The organism is Mycobacteroides sp. PCS013 (assembly GCF_049532645.1).
GTDB lineage: Bacteria > Actinomycetota > Actinomycetes > Mycobacteriales > Mycobacteriaceae > Mycobacterium > Mycobacterium gwanakae.
Window position 1 is genome coordinate 1,128,476 of record NZ_CP150131.1, and the last position, 17,222, is coordinate 1,145,697.

The 17,222-nt window shown below is 63.4% G+C and carries 13 protein-coding genes, 1 tRNA gene and 2 pseudogenes; 10 read left to right on the forward strand and 6 right to left on the reverse strand.

Annotated elements, in window-relative coordinates:
- Nucleotides 1-11 precede the first annotated feature (11 nt).
- On the forward strand, nt 12-614 hold the full coding sequence (locus RHO23_RS05600) for a M15 family metallopeptidase (protein WP_064408575.1): 603 nt from the start codon (nt 12-14) through the stop codon (nt 612-614).
- A 14-nt stretch (nt 615-628) separates the two neighbouring features.
- On the opposite strand, the pseudogene RHO23_RS05605 reads toward RHO23_RS05600, so the two are convergent.
- Nucleotides 629-1,592, reverse strand: a pseudogene (locus RHO23_RS05605) (MBL fold metallo-hydrolase).
- 1 nt (nt 1,593) lies between these two features.
- Nucleotides 1,594-2,156, reverse strand: a pseudogene (locus RHO23_RS05610) (carboxymuconolactone decarboxylase family protein).
- 178 nt (nt 2,157-2,334) lie between these two features.
- Between RHO23_RS05610 and RHO23_RS05615 the strand changes: the two are divergent.
- The 4 genes from RHO23_RS05615 (at nt 2,335) to RHO23_RS05630 (ending at nt 8,916) form a co-directional block, all read left to right on the forward strand.
- The gene (locus tag RHO23_RS05615) at nt 2,335-2,883 is read left to right on the forward strand and encodes a TetR/AcrR family transcriptional regulator (RefSeq protein WP_264921778.1); all 549 of its coding nucleotides are present in this window, start codon (nt 2,335-2,337) and stop codon (nt 2,881-2,883) included.
- A gap of 436 nt (nt 2,884-3,319) precedes the next feature.
- On the forward strand, nt 3,320-7,114 hold the full coding sequence (locus tag RHO23_RS05620) for an NACHT and WD repeat domain-containing protein (RefSeq protein ID WP_423489174.1): 3,795 nt from the start codon (nt 3,320-3,322) through the stop codon (nt 7,112-7,114).
- A gap of 20 nt (nt 7,115-7,134) precedes the next feature.
- Nucleotides 7,135-7,872, forward strand: coding sequence for a glycosyltransferase (locus tag RHO23_RS05625; RefSeq protein ID WP_264921644.1), 738 nt, complete (start codon nt 7,135-7,137; stop codon nt 7,870-7,872).
- A gap of 705 nt (nt 7,873-8,577) precedes the next feature.
- Entirely contained in the window at nt 8,578-8,916 is a 339-nt protein-coding gene (locus tag RHO23_RS05630) for a hypothetical protein (protein WP_123771730.1), read from the forward strand.
- Nucleotides 8,917-10,717: 1,801 nt separating this feature from the next.
- On the opposite strand, the gene RHO23_RS05635 is transcribed toward RHO23_RS05630, so the two are convergent.
- A tRNA-Leu gene (locus RHO23_RS05635) sits at nt 10,718-10,803 on the reverse strand.
- A 130-nt stretch (nt 10,804-10,933) separates the two neighbouring features.
- Here RHO23_RS05635 and RHO23_RS05640 point away from each other — a divergent pair.
- Both RHO23_RS05640 and RHO23_RS05645 read left to right on the forward strand, forming a co-directional pair.
- Nucleotides 10,934-12,262 (forward strand): M20/M25/M40 family metallo-hydrolase, encoded by a 1,329-nt coding sequence (locus tag RHO23_RS05640; RefSeq protein ID WP_030095533.1) that lies wholly within the window; start codon nt 10,934-10,936, stop codon nt 12,260-12,262.
- 26 nt (nt 12,263-12,288) lie between these two features.
- Nucleotides 12,289-12,810 carry a YbhB/YbcL family Raf kinase inhibitor-like protein gene (locus RHO23_RS05645; protein ID WP_064408583.1) on the forward strand — a complete coding sequence of 174 codons (522 nt, stop codon included), beginning with the start codon at nt 12,289-12,291 and terminating at the stop codon, nt 12,808-12,810.
- Nucleotides 12,811-12,828: 18 nt separating this feature from the next.
- Here the strand turns inward: RHO23_RS05645 and RHO23_RS05650 are convergent, their stop codons facing one another.
- Genes RHO23_RS05650 through RHO23_RS05660 form a run of 3 tightly spaced genes read right to left on the reverse strand, consistent with a single transcriptional unit; the run spans nt 12,829 to nt 15,214 of the window.
- Nucleotides 12,829-13,890 carry a quinone-dependent dihydroorotate dehydrogenase gene (locus RHO23_RS05650; protein ID WP_423488779.1) on the reverse strand — a complete coding sequence of 354 codons (1,062 nt, stop codon included), beginning with the start codon at nt 13,888-13,890 and terminating at the stop codon, nt 12,829-12,831.
- Nucleotides 13,890-14,150, reverse strand: coding sequence for a DUF5703 family protein (locus RHO23_RS05655; protein WP_057964686.1), 261 nt, complete (start codon nt 14,148-14,150; stop codon nt 13,890-13,892). Before RHO23_RS05655 ends, RHO23_RS05650 begins: the two co-directional genes overlap by 1 nt.
- On the reverse strand, nt 14,147-15,214 hold the full coding sequence (locus tag RHO23_RS05660; protein WP_057964687.1) for a hypothetical protein: 1,068 nt from the start codon (nt 15,212-15,214) through the stop codon (nt 14,147-14,149). The genes RHO23_RS05655 and RHO23_RS05660 overlap by 4 nt, the downstream gene beginning before the upstream one ends.
- Nucleotides 15,215-15,303: 89 nt before the next feature.
- On the opposite strand from RHO23_RS05660, the gene RHO23_RS05665 reads away from it, so the two are divergent.
- The 3 genes from RHO23_RS05665 to RHO23_RS05675 are packed head-to-tail and all read left to right on the forward strand — an operon-like array spanning nt 15,304 to nt 17,194.
- Nucleotides 15,304-15,618 carry a hypothetical protein gene (locus RHO23_RS05665; protein ID WP_057964688.1) on the forward strand — a complete coding sequence of 105 codons (315 nt, stop codon included), beginning with the start codon at nt 15,304-15,306 and terminating at the stop codon, nt 15,616-15,618.
- A gap of 56 nt (nt 15,619-15,674) precedes the next feature.
- A complete protein-coding gene (locus RHO23_RS05670) occupies nt 15,675-16,505 on the forward strand; it encodes an undecaprenyl-diphosphate phosphatase (RefSeq protein ID WP_030095539.1) in 831 nt (276 codons plus the stop codon).
- On the forward strand, nt 16,502-17,194 hold the full coding sequence (locus RHO23_RS05675) for a histidine phosphatase family protein (protein WP_057964689.1): 693 nt from the start codon (nt 16,502-16,504) through the stop codon (nt 17,192-17,194). Before RHO23_RS05670 ends, RHO23_RS05675 begins: the two co-directional genes overlap by 4 nt.
- Nucleotides 17,195-17,222 lie beyond the last annotated feature (28 nt).

A 17,222-nucleotide genomic window follows, 5' to 3' on the forward strand; every position in this document is an offset into this window, starting at 1 on the left:
GACCTTGCCAGATGTCGCGTAGCGCTGCCGTGGGCGCGGCCATCGCCGCGACCCTCACCCTGTCGGCATGCCACGCCGCCGAGCCCGCTGCGGGTGGCCACTCGGATGCGGTGGCCAGCATCGTCCTAGTGACGGCCCAGACGACCGTTCCGCAGCCTCCTTCGTCCGGCACGCTCGGCGAGGAGCCGGACGGGGGAGCATTGTCCGCTCCGGTAAGCCCATTCGACACCACGTCGCTAGCGGTCATCAGGCTGGACCCTCCGCTGCTGCGCGCTGTCCAAGATGCCGCCAATAGCGCGGCGGTCGACGGTGTGACACTTGTGATCACGTCGGGCTGGCGGTCGCGGGCTTTCCAGCAGCAGTTACTCGATGACGCGGTACAGACATACGGAAGCCTGGCGGTGGCACGGCAGTGGGTGGCCACTCCCGACGAATCGCATCATGTGCAGGGCAAGGCTGTTGATATCGGCCCCGCGTCGGCCTACGGGTGGATGCTGGCCCACAGCACGCAATTCGGCCTGTGCCAGGTCTTCGCCAACGAGAAGTGGCACTACGAGCTCACCGCGGATGCCGAAGGGCAATGCCCGCCGCTGCGTACCAACGCGGCAGGCTGACCCCAGACTCGCTTCTACTTCGGACCGGCTGCGGCCTTGGTGAGCTGTCCTGAGATGGATTCCAGTGCCTGGGTGAGGCTTTGGAAAGGGATTTCGGGGTCGCGTTCGTGGTAGATGGCCGCGACGATGATCGGCAGGGTGACCGCCGCTTCAGGATGTTTCGTGACGTCCATGCGGGCTGTCGCGTCCTCGACGGGGGTGCCCTGGTCGTAGAGACGGTTCGCTTGCTCGTGTAAATCCGACCAGAACGCGATGCCGCGATCGATGGCCGCGTCGATCTCGCACCCGACCAGCACTGGACCATGACCGGGCACAACGGTTTTGGCGCCAAAGGCGCGGATACGCTCCAGCGCGGCGATCCAGTTGGGGATCGAACCCGACCAGACGACTTTCACGATGCCGTGGGTCAGCAAGTCGCCGGAGAAAAGCACCTTGTGTTCGGGGAGGAAGGCGATCGCGTCTCCGACGGTGTGGGCCGGACCGAGCTCGTGCAACTCGACGTCTAGCTTGCCCACCCGAAGCGCCCTCTCGCCCGAGAACGTGGTGTCCGCGGGACGGACGCGTACCTCATCGAAGCGGAAGGGCTTGGCCAGTGGGGCCAACACGTGCATATCTGATGACGGGTCGGCGCTGCCGCCCAGGAGCTCGGCGGTCAGATCGGCGTGCTCTTGCACCATGAGCGCACTGGCGGCTTCGGTGGCGATGATCTCGACATCGTTGGCGAATACCTGATTGCCGAAGAAGTGGTCTCCGTCGGTGTGCGTGTTGAATACATATCGCACCGGTGTGCTGCCCGAACGCATCACGCATCTCCTGCGCGTGCCGCACATCGTAAAGGGTGTCCACGACCAGTGATTCGCCATCGCTGACCACCAGACCCGCATTGGCCAGCCCGAAACCCTCGTCGCCGGACAGGAAAACGTGTGCGCCCCCGCCGATTTGGACGAGTCCCTTGTGGAAGGCACGATCCTGTGTCATATCAGTCCTGCCCTTCTTCTGAACGCAAGGTGTTCGTGGCGGTCGTGAGGATGTCCTGTGTCGCACCCTCGCCGTCGGCAGTGATGCCCAGCGTCTTGAGGAAGAGTGCTGTCATCACGTAGTGCCCAGTGAGTAGCACGATTTCGGCGATTTCGTTGTCTGAGTAGAACTTCTGAACGGCGTCGGTAGTCGCGGGTGGGCCCGCGATCCCGGCAAGTAGTTCGTCGACGAAACCGTGAGCGCAGCGAGGCGCTCATCGCCGAACGAGTCTGCTCCGGACACAACAGCGTCGATCACCCCGGTCGGCACTCCGACTCGCTGTGCCTCGGGGGCATGGTGGTGTATCTCGTACTGCGCGCGCGTGACCGCGCCGACACGCAAGATGACCAATTCTCTGGTCTCGGGGGGCAATCCGCCGTCCCTGAAGGAGAGGCCCAGCGTGAGATAGGGCTTGGCACTGTTTTTCGTCATCACCAGTCCCCGGGTCAGATTGGCGGGGAACAGCTCGAATGCTTCCCGTTGCGCGGGGCTCAAATCGGCCACCGTCGGTAGAACGACGCTCATGGATTTCCTTTCCTCGGGCAGTCCTGGCGGCAAGAGCCGTGCGATAAGAAACGGATCGTATCTTGTATGGATCGATCGTATCACGCGTAAGATACGCAACGTGTCTACTGGAAGCGTGAAGGAAAGCGCAGAAGCGTCGCCGGCCGATGGCGGCACACGGCGGCGGGACGAAGCGCTGATGTCGGCAATCCGCGACGCGACGTACGCGGAGCTGAAGGAGCACGGATACTCCGGGGTCACTTTTGAGGGTGTGGCCCGTCGTGCCAAGACCAGCAAGCCGGTGCTGTACCGCCGTTACCGATCACGCGCGCACATGGTCGCCGACGCGCTGCCGACACTGCGATACCCGCCTGCCCGGCTCGCGTCGGCCAGCTCCCTGCGTGAAGACGTATTGGCCCTGTTGGGGGCCTTGCTCCGTGAGCTGCAGCGCATCGGGATTGGGAACTATCGCTGCCTACTGGCGGAGGCCGACGACGAGTTGGCCGAAGAAATGACCACGGCAATCGCCGGATGGGTCGACCAAACAGTGCTGCAGGCCTTGGCCGATGCCCGCGAGCGCGGTGAGATCGGTCCCGAGGACATCCCACTGCCCGTTGCGACAAGCATTCTCGCGCTCATGCGCCATGAGTTGTTTTTCACCCGCAAGCAGTTTGACGACGACAAGCTTGCGGAGCTGTTCGACACCGTCTATCTGCCGTTGATCAATCTGACGTCACGCGGCGGCTAGCAGGCGGCTTCGCGTCAATTGTGTGTCCGAGGGGGGACTTGGCCACCTTGCGACACGAGTCGAGGTATGGCAGATCTGGTCATCGGCCGACCGCCCTGTACCGCCCACATATCCAGCGCTGCGGGCTCCCGTAACTAGATATTCTGGAAAGCTAGGGTCGAGGAGGTAACGGAGCCGTGGTCAGGGATGAATTTGGCGGGCTTATCGGCATGTGGCGCGCACCGCAGCCGGAGATCGCAGCGTCGGACCTGGGCGATGCTCAGAGCTGATGGAGTCGCCGACGTCCACTTCCCAAGATGATCCCGAAGAATCGGGCATGGCTGCGCTGGCGGAAAATGTTGAGACTTCACGTGCAGCGTTCGCTGAATCGCTTGCGCTGTTGTTCGTCTGCGCCGGGAAGCCGCCCCTGAAAAAGGTGGTGGCCCTGGCCACTACAATGCAGCAGCGCCGTTCTCCCGGCGCACCGCCAGTAACTATCCAGCGTGTCAGTGACTGGCGTCGCGGCCGACGACTCCCACAACGGTTCGAGTCCATCGATGCTGTGCTTCAACCCTTGATCACCGAAGCGCGAAAACGGACCCCCGACCCCCCCGCTGTGGGCCTGTACACCCTCGAGTACTGGAAGAGGTTGTGGACCGATGCGCGCGAGACTGCTAGCGCCCCGGCCACTGCCGAAGCGGTAGTCGAGTCCGCAGCATGTCCATATCAGGGCCTAGCGCCGTTCCGCTCGGCTGACAGCTCTCGCTTCTACGGCCGCCACCGTGCCGTCGACAACCTCGTCGGTCTCCTAACGAGAACAGACCCAGCCGAGCCGGGGATTTTCATCTTGACCAGCCCCTCAGGTGCGGGGAAGTCCTCCGTGCTGTCGGCTGGACTGATCCCCGCGGCCCGTTCCGGGGCGCTAGACCTTCAAGCATCCGGGACACAGCCGAGAGACAACGCCGGGTGTGCCACTGCTCTATTGACGCCGGGCGATGATCCGGTTGCGGCACTTCGGCAGCTGCTAGAGCGCGCCGATGTACAGGCCCGCGCGGACAAAGGCCAACTACTGGTCGTGGTCGACCAGTTCGAGGAACTCTTCACCCTCGGCGTACCCAGAGCCGATGCGGCGCAATTCATCACAACGCTCCACCAGATATGCCAGCCGTCGACGCTGACCGGGCGGGCTGCGGTAGTGATCGCAGGTGTGCGATCAGATGTGCTGGGTCGCTGCGTCGAGTTCCCGGAGCTTGCCGGCGCGTTGCAGTCCCGCTGCATGGTCCTTGAACCCATGACCTCTGTAGAGCTCCGCGAAGCTGTCGTGCAGCCCGCCGCCGCAGCGGGGCTACGTATCGAACCGGGACTGGTCGATTTGATCCTGACCGATGTCGGCGTCGGCCAGGGTGAAGACGCACCCGGGCGGCTTCCGCTGCTGTCCCACGTGCTGGCCGGCACCTGGTCACGGAGGCGCGTAGGACAATTGACGGTCGCCGGCTATCGGGCCGCCGGTGGTGTGCGCGGCTCGGTGGCGGAGACGGGGGAGCGGGCCTGGGATCGCCTCGACGATCGGCAACGGCGCGTCGCGCGCGGTGTCTTGATGCGTCTGGTCAGCATCGGAGATCCAGGACGTGACAGCTGCCGGCGCCTACCACGCCAAACTCTGGTCGACAGCACCTCCGAACCTGAAGTGGCCGAGGAAGTTTTAGAGGTCTTATCGGCGGCGCGGTTGCTGACAATCGCCGATGATGAGGTGACCTTCACTCACGAAGTTGTCCTGCGCGCGTGGCCGCGGCTGGCGCAGTGGGTCGAGGCTGACAGAGAGTATGCGACCATCCGTCAACGGGCTGAAGATGACGCGGCCGCATGGAAGGACCACGACTACGATCCGTCGTTCCTGCAATCGGGTGTGCGGCTAGAAAACACGTTGGCGTGGCTGTCCGTTGATGACGACGCCAGTCCTGCGGCAACGGTGTTCGCGGCTGCCTCAAGTGTACGAAAGCGGCAGCTGATGCTGCTGGCACGCACTGCAGTGATTGGTCTGGTGGTGCTGACCGTGGTGGCCTCCATCGCCGCGGTGATCGCTGCGCGTTCACGCGGCGCCATTGGCCGCCAGTATGCCGATGCACTGTTCCGACAGGTCCTATCCGTTGCCGACCAACGCGTGGTCAATGATCCCGCACTGTCCGCCCAGCTGATGCTCGTCGCCCGCAGAATGCGACCCGATGACCAGCAGGTCCGCCTGCGGATCCAAGCCACGCAAAACATGCCATTGGCAACACCTTTGGTGGGGCACAAGGGGGCGGCATACACAGTGGTGTTCACTCCGGATGGCAAGCTGTTGGCCTCGGCCAGCGACGACGGCACCGTGCGGCTATGGGATACCTCAGAGCCGAGCCGTCCCTCAGCGAGCGGGCCACCGCTGACCGGTCACACCAGTTTTGTTACCGCTGTCGCGTTCAGCCCTGATGGCAAGACACTGGCTTCAACCAGCGGGGACGGCACCCTGAGATTGTGGAATGTGTCGAATCCTGCTGATGTTCACCAACGTTCGACACCATTGCCTACTGGCGGAACCGCCTACATGGCGGCCTTCAGTCCGGATGGTCGCACGTTAGCCACAGCGGACGATGACCGCACCGTTCAATTGTGGGATGTGGCCAACCCAGACGAACCCCGCGCTGGCGCCCGCTTGACCGGGCACGCCGGTCCCGTGCGCTCTGTCACGTTCAGCGCCGACGGGAAACTCCTCGCCTCGGCCAGCAACGACAAGACCGTTCGCCTGTGGGACGTTACCGATCCAGCCCGGCCAGCACCGGCGGGGCCACCGCTGGGCGGATTCACCAATATCGCCCACGCTGTCGCGTTCAACCCCGCCAGCACCGTGCTGGCCGCCAGCGGCGAAGACGGCGTTCTACGCATGTGGAACGTGGCAGACCCGAAACACCCACAAGGGCTCGGTGACCCACTGCCCGCACACACAGAAGCGTCATGGTCGCTGCAATTCAGCGCCGACGGAGCGATGCTGGCATCGGCCGGATATGACGGCACCGCCAAACTGTGGAACGTCCTGGACCCCGCGCACCCAGTGCTGTTAGGGCAACCGCTGGTCGACGGCGGCGGATTGACGTCAGTCGCCTTCAGCCCCGACGGCCACCACCTAGCGACTTCGGGAACATCCGGAATACCCCAATTATGGACGCTGCCAACCGGCTTGATCCCGAGCCGCTTCGGCCGCGTGAACGCGCCATCGTTGAGTGCTGACGGTGCCGTCATGGTCACCGCCTCCGAAAACCTCGTCCAACTGTGGAATAACAACGGCTACCCGACTCTGGCCGGCATGCTGCGCCTACCCGACAACAGCGCCGGCGGTTACGAATATCAAGCCGAAATACACCCTGGCGGCCGACTATTGGCCACCGAATTAAGCTCCGCGCCAACGACACTGTGGGACATCAGCGACATCGCGCATCCCATCAAGCTCGCCGAATTGCCTAACGCCACCAAGTACACCAACGTCGTCGCGTTTAGCCCAGATCGGCACACAATGGCCACCGCCGCCACCGATGACACAGTTCAGCTCTGGGGCATCACCAACCCCCGCTACCCGCAACGCCTTTCGGAACCACTGCGCGGCTCCACCGGCTTCGTCAGCGCCGTCACCTTCACCTCAGATGGTGCGCATTTGATTGCGGGGAGCTCGGACCGAACCATCCGAATCTGGAACATCACCGACCCGCGGCGTCCCATTGCCTCACCAACCGTGCTTACTGGACACACCGCCGCGGTCGACTCGGTCAACATCAGCCCCGATGGAAATACACTCGTCAGTGGAGGCCAAGACCAAACCCTGCGACTCTGGGATATCACCGACCCGATGCACCCGACATCCCTCGGTGATCCGCTGCTGACCGGCGGCAGTGGGGCTCAGGCGTCTTTCAGTCCTGACGGAAGGACCCTGGCAAGCGGCACAGACAACGGCACCGTCCTACTCTGGGACACCACCAATAGACCTAAGCCCGCACCGATCGGCGACTCACTGACCCCTGAACAAGGCGCATCCCGATCACGAGTGACATTTGCTCCCGACGCACACCTATACGTCGCAAGCCGCGACGGCACCCTGCGACGGTGGAATCTTAACGTCGACAACGCGGCCGACCGAATCTGCCAAAGCACCCACGGCGCGCTCGACGAGCAGCGCTGGAAGCAAACGCTACCCTCGTTACCGTACGAACCGCCTTGCCCGCCGTAGCGCCGCCACCAGGAAGACACATGCCCACCATTTCGGTATTGACCCCTGCGCAGAAGGTGCGGCGCCCGTTCGTTATCGAAGCCGGCCAGAGCATCGCCGCTCAACACCTTCCCGACGGTTGGACCTTGGAATGGGTTGTCCAAGAGGACGGTGAACAACCGGGCCTTGGCGATGACATCGCGGCGTTTCCGTTCGCCCGATACCAGCCCAACAATCAGCAGCTCGGAGAAGGGCAGACACGCAACCTGGCGCTGAGGCGCGCGGTGGGCGAATTAGTGCATGTCCTGGACTCCGATGATCTGCTGCTGCCTGACGCGATGGCCACCGCGATCAACGCTTTCAGCCGATACTCACACATCCACTGGGTAGCCGCCCAAGCTGACGATCTGCTCCCCGATGGGAGTCGAGTATCGTTCCAACTCCCGATTGAGACCGGAATTATCGAGCCCGGCATAGTCAGTGACTACATGTGTCACAACCACGCGGACTTCCTGCCCGTGCACACCGCAGGACTGACCGTGCGCACAACCACTACACGTGCGCTCGGAGGCTGGGGCAGCTACCCGCGCGGCGCCGATGTCTACCTGCTGGCCGCACTCGTAGAACTCACCACAGGATATGTGCCGTCTACCGTAACCTGGCTTTACCGCAAACATCCTGGGCAAGTAACTGCCACCCTTGATTGGGACGATGTCAGCCGCCAAGTCGCCATCCAACGCGTCACCGCGATCCGCGAACTTGGCCTCAATCTCCACTAAAGTACCCCAGCCCACCTGCTAGTCGCGGTGTCGCCAGCAGTCGGCTATCTAGCCGCGCCCATCGCAAGGGCCCGGACGAGGCCACGAACGACCTCCTCAACTCCCATGCTTGAAGGCACTGGCAAATCCCGAACGACACTAAGCGTGCAACGGTGTCACGTCTGCGCCGAGGGCGCAGACGTGCGATAACTCCAAGATGCGCCATTAGCTCCACGATCAGCAGTCAACGCCGTTACTAACTACACAGACTATCCGCGCGCGGAATACCGAACAGGGCTCTTTGACCTCGCAGTATGGGGCGATAATGCTCGAATCTGGTTGCTCCGGAACTGTTACCGCTGATTGCATTGCGATATGTATCGCCTGATCGGATCGGTGTTCACTGGCGGAGCGCTCCAGGGGATAGCGCTCAGCCGTCGGCGCTGGCCGCTGAGTCCGACAGCGCGATCGTCGGTCGGCCGCGAGCGCAGCCGATGCCGCTGCTTCAGACTCCGAAAATATAGCGGCAGCGAAGAAAGGATAGTGGGTACGGTGATCGTCGAGGGGTCGTTCACCGTGCCCACTACCTAAGTCATCGGCGGCCGTCTGCCCAGTGGGCCTTGACCGGATGTCCGAGTAGGCCTCAAATCAGCCGGGAGCATCTAGACCCAAGAGTGATGCCGGCGCGCTAGTTAATTACCGAGCCACCGAGGGGTGTCTGATTCTGTGACCAAGACAGCTGAACGCGGGCTCTTGCGCTATCAAATTCTAGCTACGGAAAGAACGATCACGGTCTGCGGCCTCGACGAATGTGACGTGGTCGGATGCTCCAACTTCGTAGACATCGTCCTTGAGACCCACAACCACGACCGATTCTGCACCGCCTGTAGCGATGCAGCAGACAAGATCACGGACTCCGAGGCAGTCCCGCCGAACTGGTGGAAGGTGACCGGTCCACCGGAATATCAGCTGAAAAAGAACTCTGTCACATTCCCGGTGCGGCTGATCATACGCAAACCCTTACAGCCGGCCACCTCGCGCGTCTTCAGCGACCAACATCTGTGAGGAAATCAACCGCTGGAAGGGAAACGCAATTAATCCCGAGCTGCGCCCACGCCGCAAAGGTCGGCGGTCAATCGATAATGGACCTCGTGGAACTGGTCGACCGCCACGCTGACCTCTGTCGTCCACAGGCGTTCGTGCAGATTCACAGCCGTTCGTATCAGGAAGTGGCAACTGGGGAGCCAGTATTTGGCGCTGACATCTGCTGCTCTCAGAGTCAAGGAATCGCCGCCGCGCGGACTGGGCGGCTTTGGCCATACGCCCCAGCTCTAGTGCCGCGTCCAGCACGCGTATGTGCGGGTCGCACGCGATGCCGATTTCCTCGGCGGAACGGACACCGTGGCGGGTCGCGGTGGGACGGGTGGCATCTTGCATCCCGCTGACTGAACTCTCGTGCGCGCGCCGCATCCTCACGGAGATCGATGGTGCGTTCCCGGAATTGCCGGCCGGCACAACTTGTGTTCGCACTGACTTGTATGCGGCCATCAGAAACTCCGGCACGGGATCATAGATCGCTGTGATGATGGAGATCAGGGACATTACCGGTCCTACCTTTCAGGCTCTGTCCCTCTCTGTTACTACCTGGATCAGAGGCTTGGCGAGGTGCTTGTTGACTGAGTCTGTCGAAATACATGACTGGGGCGACTTGGCATCGCTTTGGGTAAGCGTTCGAAGTGTGAAATATGGCAATCCCTCGGAACCTCAAGAATCACAAACAATTACGGGTGGGGCCTTGGCGGGCAGCGACAAGAAAAAAAGTGGATAGAACTTAAATGCCGTACGAACGCGCGAGTAGCGAAATGTCGAACTGAGCTCAGAGAGGGGTCTGCGTTGCGTCAGCGCGGAAGCGATCACTAATGAAATGCCCCGACATTCTCTGCGCAGCTTGGGTGTTCGTTCCCAACGGGCGACTGGTCAGGAGCTGCCCCGGCGAGCCACAGCAATCTCGGCTTTCTTCAAACCGGAACTCTTCGAACAGATCAGCTACAGTGAGCAACGTGGGGAGCTGATCAACCCCATAGGTCCGGTCCCGCGATCCCCCCCATCGCGGGACCGGACCGCCCGAATCTGCCCAGTAGAAGGCGCGCCTGGACTACCGTGTCGATAACGTGCCTCTGCCCGCCAAGAAGCGCTTGCGTGCTGACCTCGTGTTCACCGAGGTAAGGTCGGAAAGCAACCACCCGCATTCTCTACCGTTGCGAGCTAGGTAAATTCGCATTCCACGCCAGCTGAACTGGCCGATCACCCGTGTGCGGTGTATCTGTGGGAAGGCACGGTGACCTGTCGGCTTGACAGATGGATTGCCTCCCTCGTAGACCTGGACGACTTAGTGCGCGGGCAGCACATTGACCCGACGGCAAATACCGGTTATGTGGCTTTGCGGTGTCAGCTCGGCAAGGCTAAATAGCCAGGTTGCTGCTCTGGTTACCGCAGTGGAGTCTTTTGTAGCCGTTGAGAATCTGAGCGTTGCGTCGTCGTACCGCCGAGCGTGATGAACTGAATGCCCCTCTAGCGCGCGTTCAACAACCCTCCATCATGTCTGCCGCCCAGATCAGTGAAATGGCTGAGGAGCTGGGTGGGTTGGCGGCGGTATTTAGGGAGGGCAACTGGGGCAGAACGCGCGCCGAGGTGTCCGCAAGCCCCGGGCCTGCTTCTTGATCACGACTCGCTTAACGCGCGAGTCACGGCGACTGCCGACCTGAGTCGTGTCGCGGATTGGGTGTGATCGCGGCTTTGCCGCTCAACTCACGCCATCTGCTCGGAAATGAACACGAGCGTTCGTTTCGCTCATCTCAGTCGTGTGTGTCCGAGGGGGGACTTGAACCCCCACGCCCGTTAATAGGGCACTAGCACCTCAAGCTAGCGCGTCTGCCATTCCGCCACTCGGACCTCTTGCTGGGCCGATAACGGCCCGTGGTTGCCGTCATAGGCTAGCGGAAACCCTGCACAAGGCCCAAACCGGTTGCCTACGCCCGGTGTGCAGCGTCCGACGATGGTAGGAAAGGTAGTTGTGACTTCTGTGAAACCGGCGCCCGAGGATGAGGTCGTCGAACTGGTCAGCACGCTGATCCGTTTCGACACCTCTAACACCGGAGAGCTGGAGACCACCAAGGGCGAGGCCGAATGCGCCCGGTGGATCCAGCAGCAGCTGGAAGAGGTCGGATACACCTGTGAGTACGTCGAGGCGGGCGCGCCTGGCCGCGGAAACCTCTTCGCGCGGCTGGCCGGAGCGAGCCCTGATCGGGGGGCTCTACTCATCCACGGTCATCTGGACGTGGTTCCCGCCGAGGCCGCCGACTGGAGCGTGCACCCTTTCTCCGGGGCGGTCACCGACGGCTACGTGTGGGGACGCGGCGCCGTCGACATGAAGGACATGGTCGGCATGATGGTGGCCATCGCCCGCGATTTCAAACGATCCGGGACGGTCCCACCGCGCGATCTCGTCTGGGCCTTCGTCTCGGATGAGGAGAACGGTGGCAAGTGGGGCTCTCAGTGGCTCGTCGACAACCGCCCCGACCTGTTCGAGGGTGTCACCGAGGCCATCGGAGAGGTGGGCGGCTTCTCGCTCACCGTGCCACGCAAGGAAGGTGGTGAGCGGCGCCTGTACCTGCTGGAGACGGCGGAGAAGGGCATCGCGTGGATGCGGTTGACCGCCAAGGCGCGGGCCGGCCACGGCTCCATGGTGCATGAGGACAACGCCGTTACGGCGGTCGCCGAAGCCGTCGCCAAGCTTGGTCGGCACCGGTTCCCGCTCGTGCTGACCGAAGCGGTCACGCAGTTCCTTGCCGCGGTCGCCGAGGAGACCGGTTACGACTTCGACCCGGACTCACCGGATCTGGAGGGCACCGTCGCCAAGCTGGGCTCGATCGGCAAGATTGTTGGCGCGACCCTGCGTGATACCGCCAACCCGACCATGCTCAAGGCCGGCTACAAGGCGAATGTCATTCCGGCGACCGCCGAGGCGGTCATCGATTGCCGGGTGCTGCCCGGACGGCTGGAGGCCTTCGAGCGTGAGGTCGACGAGATCATCGGGCCCGACGTCGAACGCGAATGGGTGCAGTTACTACCCGCCTATGAGACGACGTTCGACGGCGACCTTGTCGATGCGATGAATGCCGCGGTGCTCGAATTCGATCCTGAGGCCCGCACCGTGCCGTACATGCTTTCCGGCGGCACCGATGCAAAGGCATTCGCCCGTTTGGGTATTCGATGCTTCGGTTTCGCGCCGCTGAAGCTGCCGCCCGAACTGGATTTCGCTTCGTTGTTCCATGGCGTCGACGAGCGCGTGCCGGTCGACGCATTGACTTTCGGTACCAAGGTTCTCCAGCACTTCCTGCTCAACCACTGATCACGACCGACTGAAAGGACGCCCAGATGGCCTCTCCGTACGACTCCTTGCCGCAGCTGCCGACCTTTACCCTGACATCTGCCAGCGTCACCGATGGACAGCCACTCGGCATCGAGCAGGTGAGTGGAATCATGGGCGCTGGGGGGCAGGACGTCTCGCCCGAGCTGAGCTGGTCCGGATTCCCCGAGGAAACACAGAGTTTCGCCGTCACGGTGTACGACCCCGACGCCCCCACCGGATCGGGCTTTTGGCACTGGGCGGTGGCGAACTTGCCCGCCACGACGACGCAGCTGCCCGCAGGCGTGGGCAACGGAAGCGACTTGCCCGGGGATGCGATCACGTTGGCCAATGACGCGAGCCTCAAGCGGTACATCGGCGCGGCACCGCCCGCCGGTCATGGACCGCACCGGTATTACATCGCCGTGCATGCCGTGGGCGTGCCGAAGCTGGAGCTGCCGGACAGTGCCACCCCGGCGTATCTGGGATTCAACCTGTTTGGGCATGCGATCGCCCGCGCCGTCATTCACGGCACCTACGAGCAGCACTAGCTGCTTCGCGGGGTGCGGCTAGGAGGCGGAGCCAACCGCCTCGTGCAGGCTCCCGAACCCGCCGTCGCGCAGGTGTTGGGCGATCCCGTCGTGAATCCGCTTGGCGTAGAAGCCACCCCGGTAGATGAAACCGGTGTAACCCTGCAGCAGCGAGGCCCCGGCGGTGATCCGTGCCCAGGCGTCGTCGGCATCCTCGATGCCGCCGACGCTGATCAGCACCAGACGGTCTCCCACTCGCCGGTGTAGCCGTCGCAGCACTTCGAGGGATCGGTTGGCTACCGGTGGCCCGGAAACGCCGCCGGCGCCCAGGCCTTCGACGCCCGGCGTCTTCAAGCCTGCGCGGCTGATGGTGGTGTTGGTGGCGACGATCCCGGCCAGGCCCAGTTCCGCTGCCAAATCTGCGATCTCGTCGATATCGGCATCGGAGAGATCGGGGGCGATCTTCACGAGCACCGGGGTGGTGGTCTCCTCCAGCACCGCCGAAAGGATCTTGCGCAGCTCGCCGATGGCTTGCAGGTCGCGTAGCCCAGGGGTGTTGGGGGAGCTCACGTTGACCACCAGGAAGTCTGCGGCGGGCCCCACCAATCGTGCGCTGACCCGGTAGTCCGAGGATGCGAAGGCGGCCTCCACGATCTTCGACTTGCCGATGTTGGCGCCGATGGGCACCGAGGCCTTTCGCGTCGCCAACCGGGGCGCGAGTGCCGCCGCACCGTGGTTGTTGAAGCCCATCCGATTGAGCAGGCCACGGTCGGCGGTGAGCCGGAACAGCCGGGGCTTCGGATTGCCCGGTTGGGCGATCGCGGTCACCGTGCCCACCTCGGCATAACCGAAGCCGAGCGGACCCCACACCTTGAGACCCTCTCCGTCCTTGTCGAATCCCGCGGCCAAACCCAAGGGGGCGGGGAAGTGGACCCCGAACACCTCGCTGGCGAGGATGGGATCGGACGGCGCGCACAGCCGGTTCATCAGCCGGCGCGTCGGAGCGAAGGCCGCCGCGGCACGCAACGCTGCGAACACCAGGGTATGTACACGTTCGGGCGGCACCACGAAAAACAGCCGCAACAGGATGGAGTACAGCATCACATCACCGGGGCCGTGAACGGTCCGCCAACCACGTTGTCGCGTATCTTCTTGCGGCGCAATAGGACTCGACGACTTCCGTCGGTATAGAGCCGCACCCGGGTCAGCTCCCAGCCGCCGAACTCGGCCTGAATCGAGAGCCGGAGCGATGCGGTGATCCTGGTGATTTCCGGAGGCAGCCGCAGGGGGTAGTAGTCGTACTCGTCATCGGGTTCACTCTCCCAGCCCGAGGGAAAGCTGCTGCGCGCGGCGCGGCTCATGCCGCGTTCCTGATATCGATCGCCTGTAACCCGTCGCCCGCGCCGGATGCCACAAACAGCGTGGATCCGTCGCTGACCAGTGAATTAGGTTGCCGCACAGTCGCGAATCGGGCCCTTTCCTCGGGGATGCCGGTAGATAAATCGTAGCCAATAACCGTGTTGGACGCCGTCTGCGACACCCAGATGAGCTTGGGGGAGTAGGTCAGCCCGTAGGGGGCGCCGGGAACCGGGTAGCGCTGGCGCAGGATGAGCGAATCGGCGAGCCCGAACACCAGCAGAGCGCCGCCGCGGGTATCGGCCACCAACAGACGCCCCTTGTCGTCGGCGAGCATTGTTGTCGCCCCCTCGCCTGCCCGGAGGGCATGCGCGGTGCCGTCCCCGGCTTGGGTCAGGGTGGTTACCGAGCTCTGCGCGCGGTCTAGCACGGCGACGGTGTTGCCTTGGTAGGCAAGGGAATCGATATGGGCGAAGCCCTTTGCGCGAGCGGCCACCCGGTTCTGGGCATCGAGGGTGTAGACCGAGCCGTTGGTGCTGCCCAGCACGATCCGGCCGTCGGGACGACGGGTGATGGCCGAGAACTCGGTCGCTCCGTCGCCCGGGATGTCGATCTTGTCCACGCGTCCCGAGGCGATGTTGACGGTGAAGTAGCCGCCCGCGGTGGCCAGGTACAGCGTGCCGTGGTCATCGCCAACGGCGGCGGTTGCCGGCGAGGGCAGCGCGACCGTGTGACGGGGTGCATCGAGGTTGTCTCGAGTGAACAAGGTCACTGTCCGGCCGTCTTCGGTCAGAACTGACACCGTGTTGGTCGACGTGTCGAACAACACGGCGCGGGATCGGCCGGTGAATCGGTGCACCGTTCCGGCCGGTGCCGTGCCAACGGGGGGTGACTGTGCTGCGGAGGCCGGGGTGATGACGGCTGGATCGGCGGGATTGCCGGCATCATCGCCAGATGAGCAGCCCGATACGGCACCCGTGACCACCGTGATGACGGCCGTTAGCGCGGCGACAGTGCCCCTTATACCGCGCATGGCGCGGCCCGGTAGATGATTCATTGCGTCCATCATCGCAATCGACCTGGGGTTGCCGGCCAGGAGATGACTTTCTCGGCGCGTTCGGTGCTAGCAGTCGGTAGCTGGGGGCTATCGTGAGGGCTATGACGCTTGCCGACAGTCCGGTCTTCACCGTCGAGGTCCTCGTGACGGGCGTGCACGCGAATGGATTTGGTGAGGTGGGCGATGGTCGTAGCTTCGCTTTCCGCATCGAGGATTCGTTGCTGCGTGTCGAAATCTACCGGGCCTTCCTTACCGAGCTGGTTCCCGATGACAGTGATGTGGTGGCAGTGGGAACCCGTCCGATCACCGATATCGATGTCACCGATGAACGCAGCATCATCGCGGCGGTGCGTGATCTGGTCGCTGACGCGCAGCCATTGAGCATCAGCCGCCTCGCCCGGCTGCTGGCCGGCTAGGGCGATTCGCCGGCGCGTCCAGTACGGTCGCTGTCGTGGATTCGGCAGTGGCGGCAATGTCCTGGTTGCAAGTGATCGTGCTCGCGGTGGTCCAGGGACTCACCGAATTTCTGCCGATCTCATCGTCGGGCCATCTGGCCATCGTGTCGCGAGTGTTTTTCAGTGACGATGCGGGTGCGTCCTTCACCGCGGTGACCCAGTTGGGTACCGAGGCGGCGGTTTTGCTCTATTTTGCCAAAGATATCTGGCGCATCCTTCGTGCCTGGTTTGACGGACTGTTCGTCAAGGCGCACAGAACCTTTGACTACTGGATGGGCTGGTACGTGATCGTCGGCACCATGCCCATCGGAGTGCTGGGCCTGGCGTTCAAGGATCAAATTCGTTCCGGTGCAAGGAATTTGTGGCTTATCTCGGCTTCGCTCATCGTCTTCGCGCTGGTCATCGCCGCCGCCGAATACTATGGGCGTCAGGTGCGCCACACCGAGCAATTGACCATGAAAGACGCCGTGATCGTCGGCAGCGCACAGGCATTGGCGCTCATACCCGGCGTCTCCCGGTCGGGCGCCACGATCAGTGCGGGGCTGTTCCTCGGGCTGGACAGGCCGGCCTCCGCTCGATTCGGATTCTTGCTGGCGATACCTGCGGTGCTGGCCTCCGGGCTGTTCTCGCTACCGGACGCCTTCCATCCGGTGACCGAGGGCATGAGTGCGACGGGCCTGCAGTTACTGGTCGCCACCCTGATCGCGTTTGTCATCGGTTACGCGGCAGTCGCCTGGTTGCTGCGCTTCATCAGTAACCACAGCATGTACTGGTTCGTCGGATATCGCGTGGTGGTGGGCCTCACCGTGATGGGTCTGCTGGCCGCCGGGGTGGTGAGCGCATCGTGACGGTCATTCTCTTACGCCACGGGCGTTCCACCTCGAACGTCGCGCACACTCTCGCGGGCCGCAGCCCAGGGGTCGAGCTCGACGAGAAGGGTCAGGTCCAGGCGCGCGGCGTGGTCGACCGACTGGGCGCCGTGACGGTTCAGGCGATCATCACCTCACCGCTGCTGCGGTGCGAGCAGACCGTGGCGCCGCTGGCGGCGGCACTGAATCTGACGCCAACGGTCGAGGATCGGCTGGTGGAGGTGGATTACGGCGACTGGACCGGCCGCGAGATCAAGGAGCTGTTGTCCGAACCCTTGTGGAAGGTCGTCCAGCAGCAGCCCAGCGCCGCGCGGTTCCCGGGCGGCGAGGGGCTGGCCCAGGTTCAGGCACGGGCGGTGGCAGCTGTCCGTGAGCACGACCGCCGGCTATCGGAGGAGCATGGCGGTGACTGCGTCTGGGTGGCATGCACTCACGGAGATGTCATCAAGTCGGTGCTGGCCGATGCGCTCGGCACCCACCTGGATGCGTTCCAGCGCATCGTGGCCGATCCCGCGTCGATGAGCGTCGTGCGTTACACCGAGCTGCGGCCTTTTGTCGTGCACATGAACCACACCGGCCCCGACCTGTCCAGCGCCCTGAGCGCCGGGCCGCCCGCGAAGCCCGGCGGAGCGGCGTCCGATGCCCCGGTGGGCGGCACAACCGATTAGAACCCTTCGCACGAGGGGTTCATCGACC

Bases quoted from the DNA above. Each gene is read 5' to 3' on its own strand.
- RHO23_RS05600 (WP_064408575.1), top strand. From the start codon at position 12: ATGTCGCGTAGCGCTGCCGTGGGCGCGGCCATCGCCGCGACCCTCACC.
- RHO23_RS05615 (WP_264921778.1), top strand. From the start codon at position 2,335: ATGTCGGCAATCCGCGACGCGACGTACGCGGAGCTGAAGGAGCACGGA.
- RHO23_RS05620 (WP_423489174.1), top strand. From the start codon at position 3,320: ATGCAGCAGCGCCGTTCTCCCGGCGCACCGCCAGTAACTATCCAGCGT.
- RHO23_RS05625 (WP_264921644.1), top strand. From the start codon at position 7,135: ATGCCCACCATTTCGGTATTGACCCCTGCGCAGAAGGTGCGGCGCCCG.
- RHO23_RS05645 (WP_064408583.1), top strand. From the start codon at position 12,289: ATGGCCTCTCCGTACGACTCCTTGCCGCAGCTGCCGACCTTTACCCTG.
- RHO23_RS05650 (WP_423488779.1), bottom strand. From the start codon at position 13,890: ATGCTGTACTCCATCCTGTTGCGGCTGTTTTTCGTGGTGCCGCCCGAA.
- RHO23_RS05655 (WP_057964686.1), bottom strand. From the start codon at position 14,150: ATGAGCCGCGCCGCGCGCAGCAGCTTTCCCTCGGGCTGGGAGAGTGAA.
- RHO23_RS05660 (WP_057964687.1), bottom strand. From the start codon at position 15,214: ATGATGGACGCAATGAATCATCTACCGGGCCGCGCCATGCGCGGTATA.
- RHO23_RS05665 (WP_057964688.1), top strand. From the start codon at position 15,304: ATGACGCTTGCCGACAGTCCGGTCTTCACCGTCGAGGTCCTCGTGACG.
- RHO23_RS05670 (WP_030095539.1), top strand. From the start codon at position 15,675: ATGTCCTGGTTGCAAGTGATCGTGCTCGCGGTGGTCCAGGGACTCACC.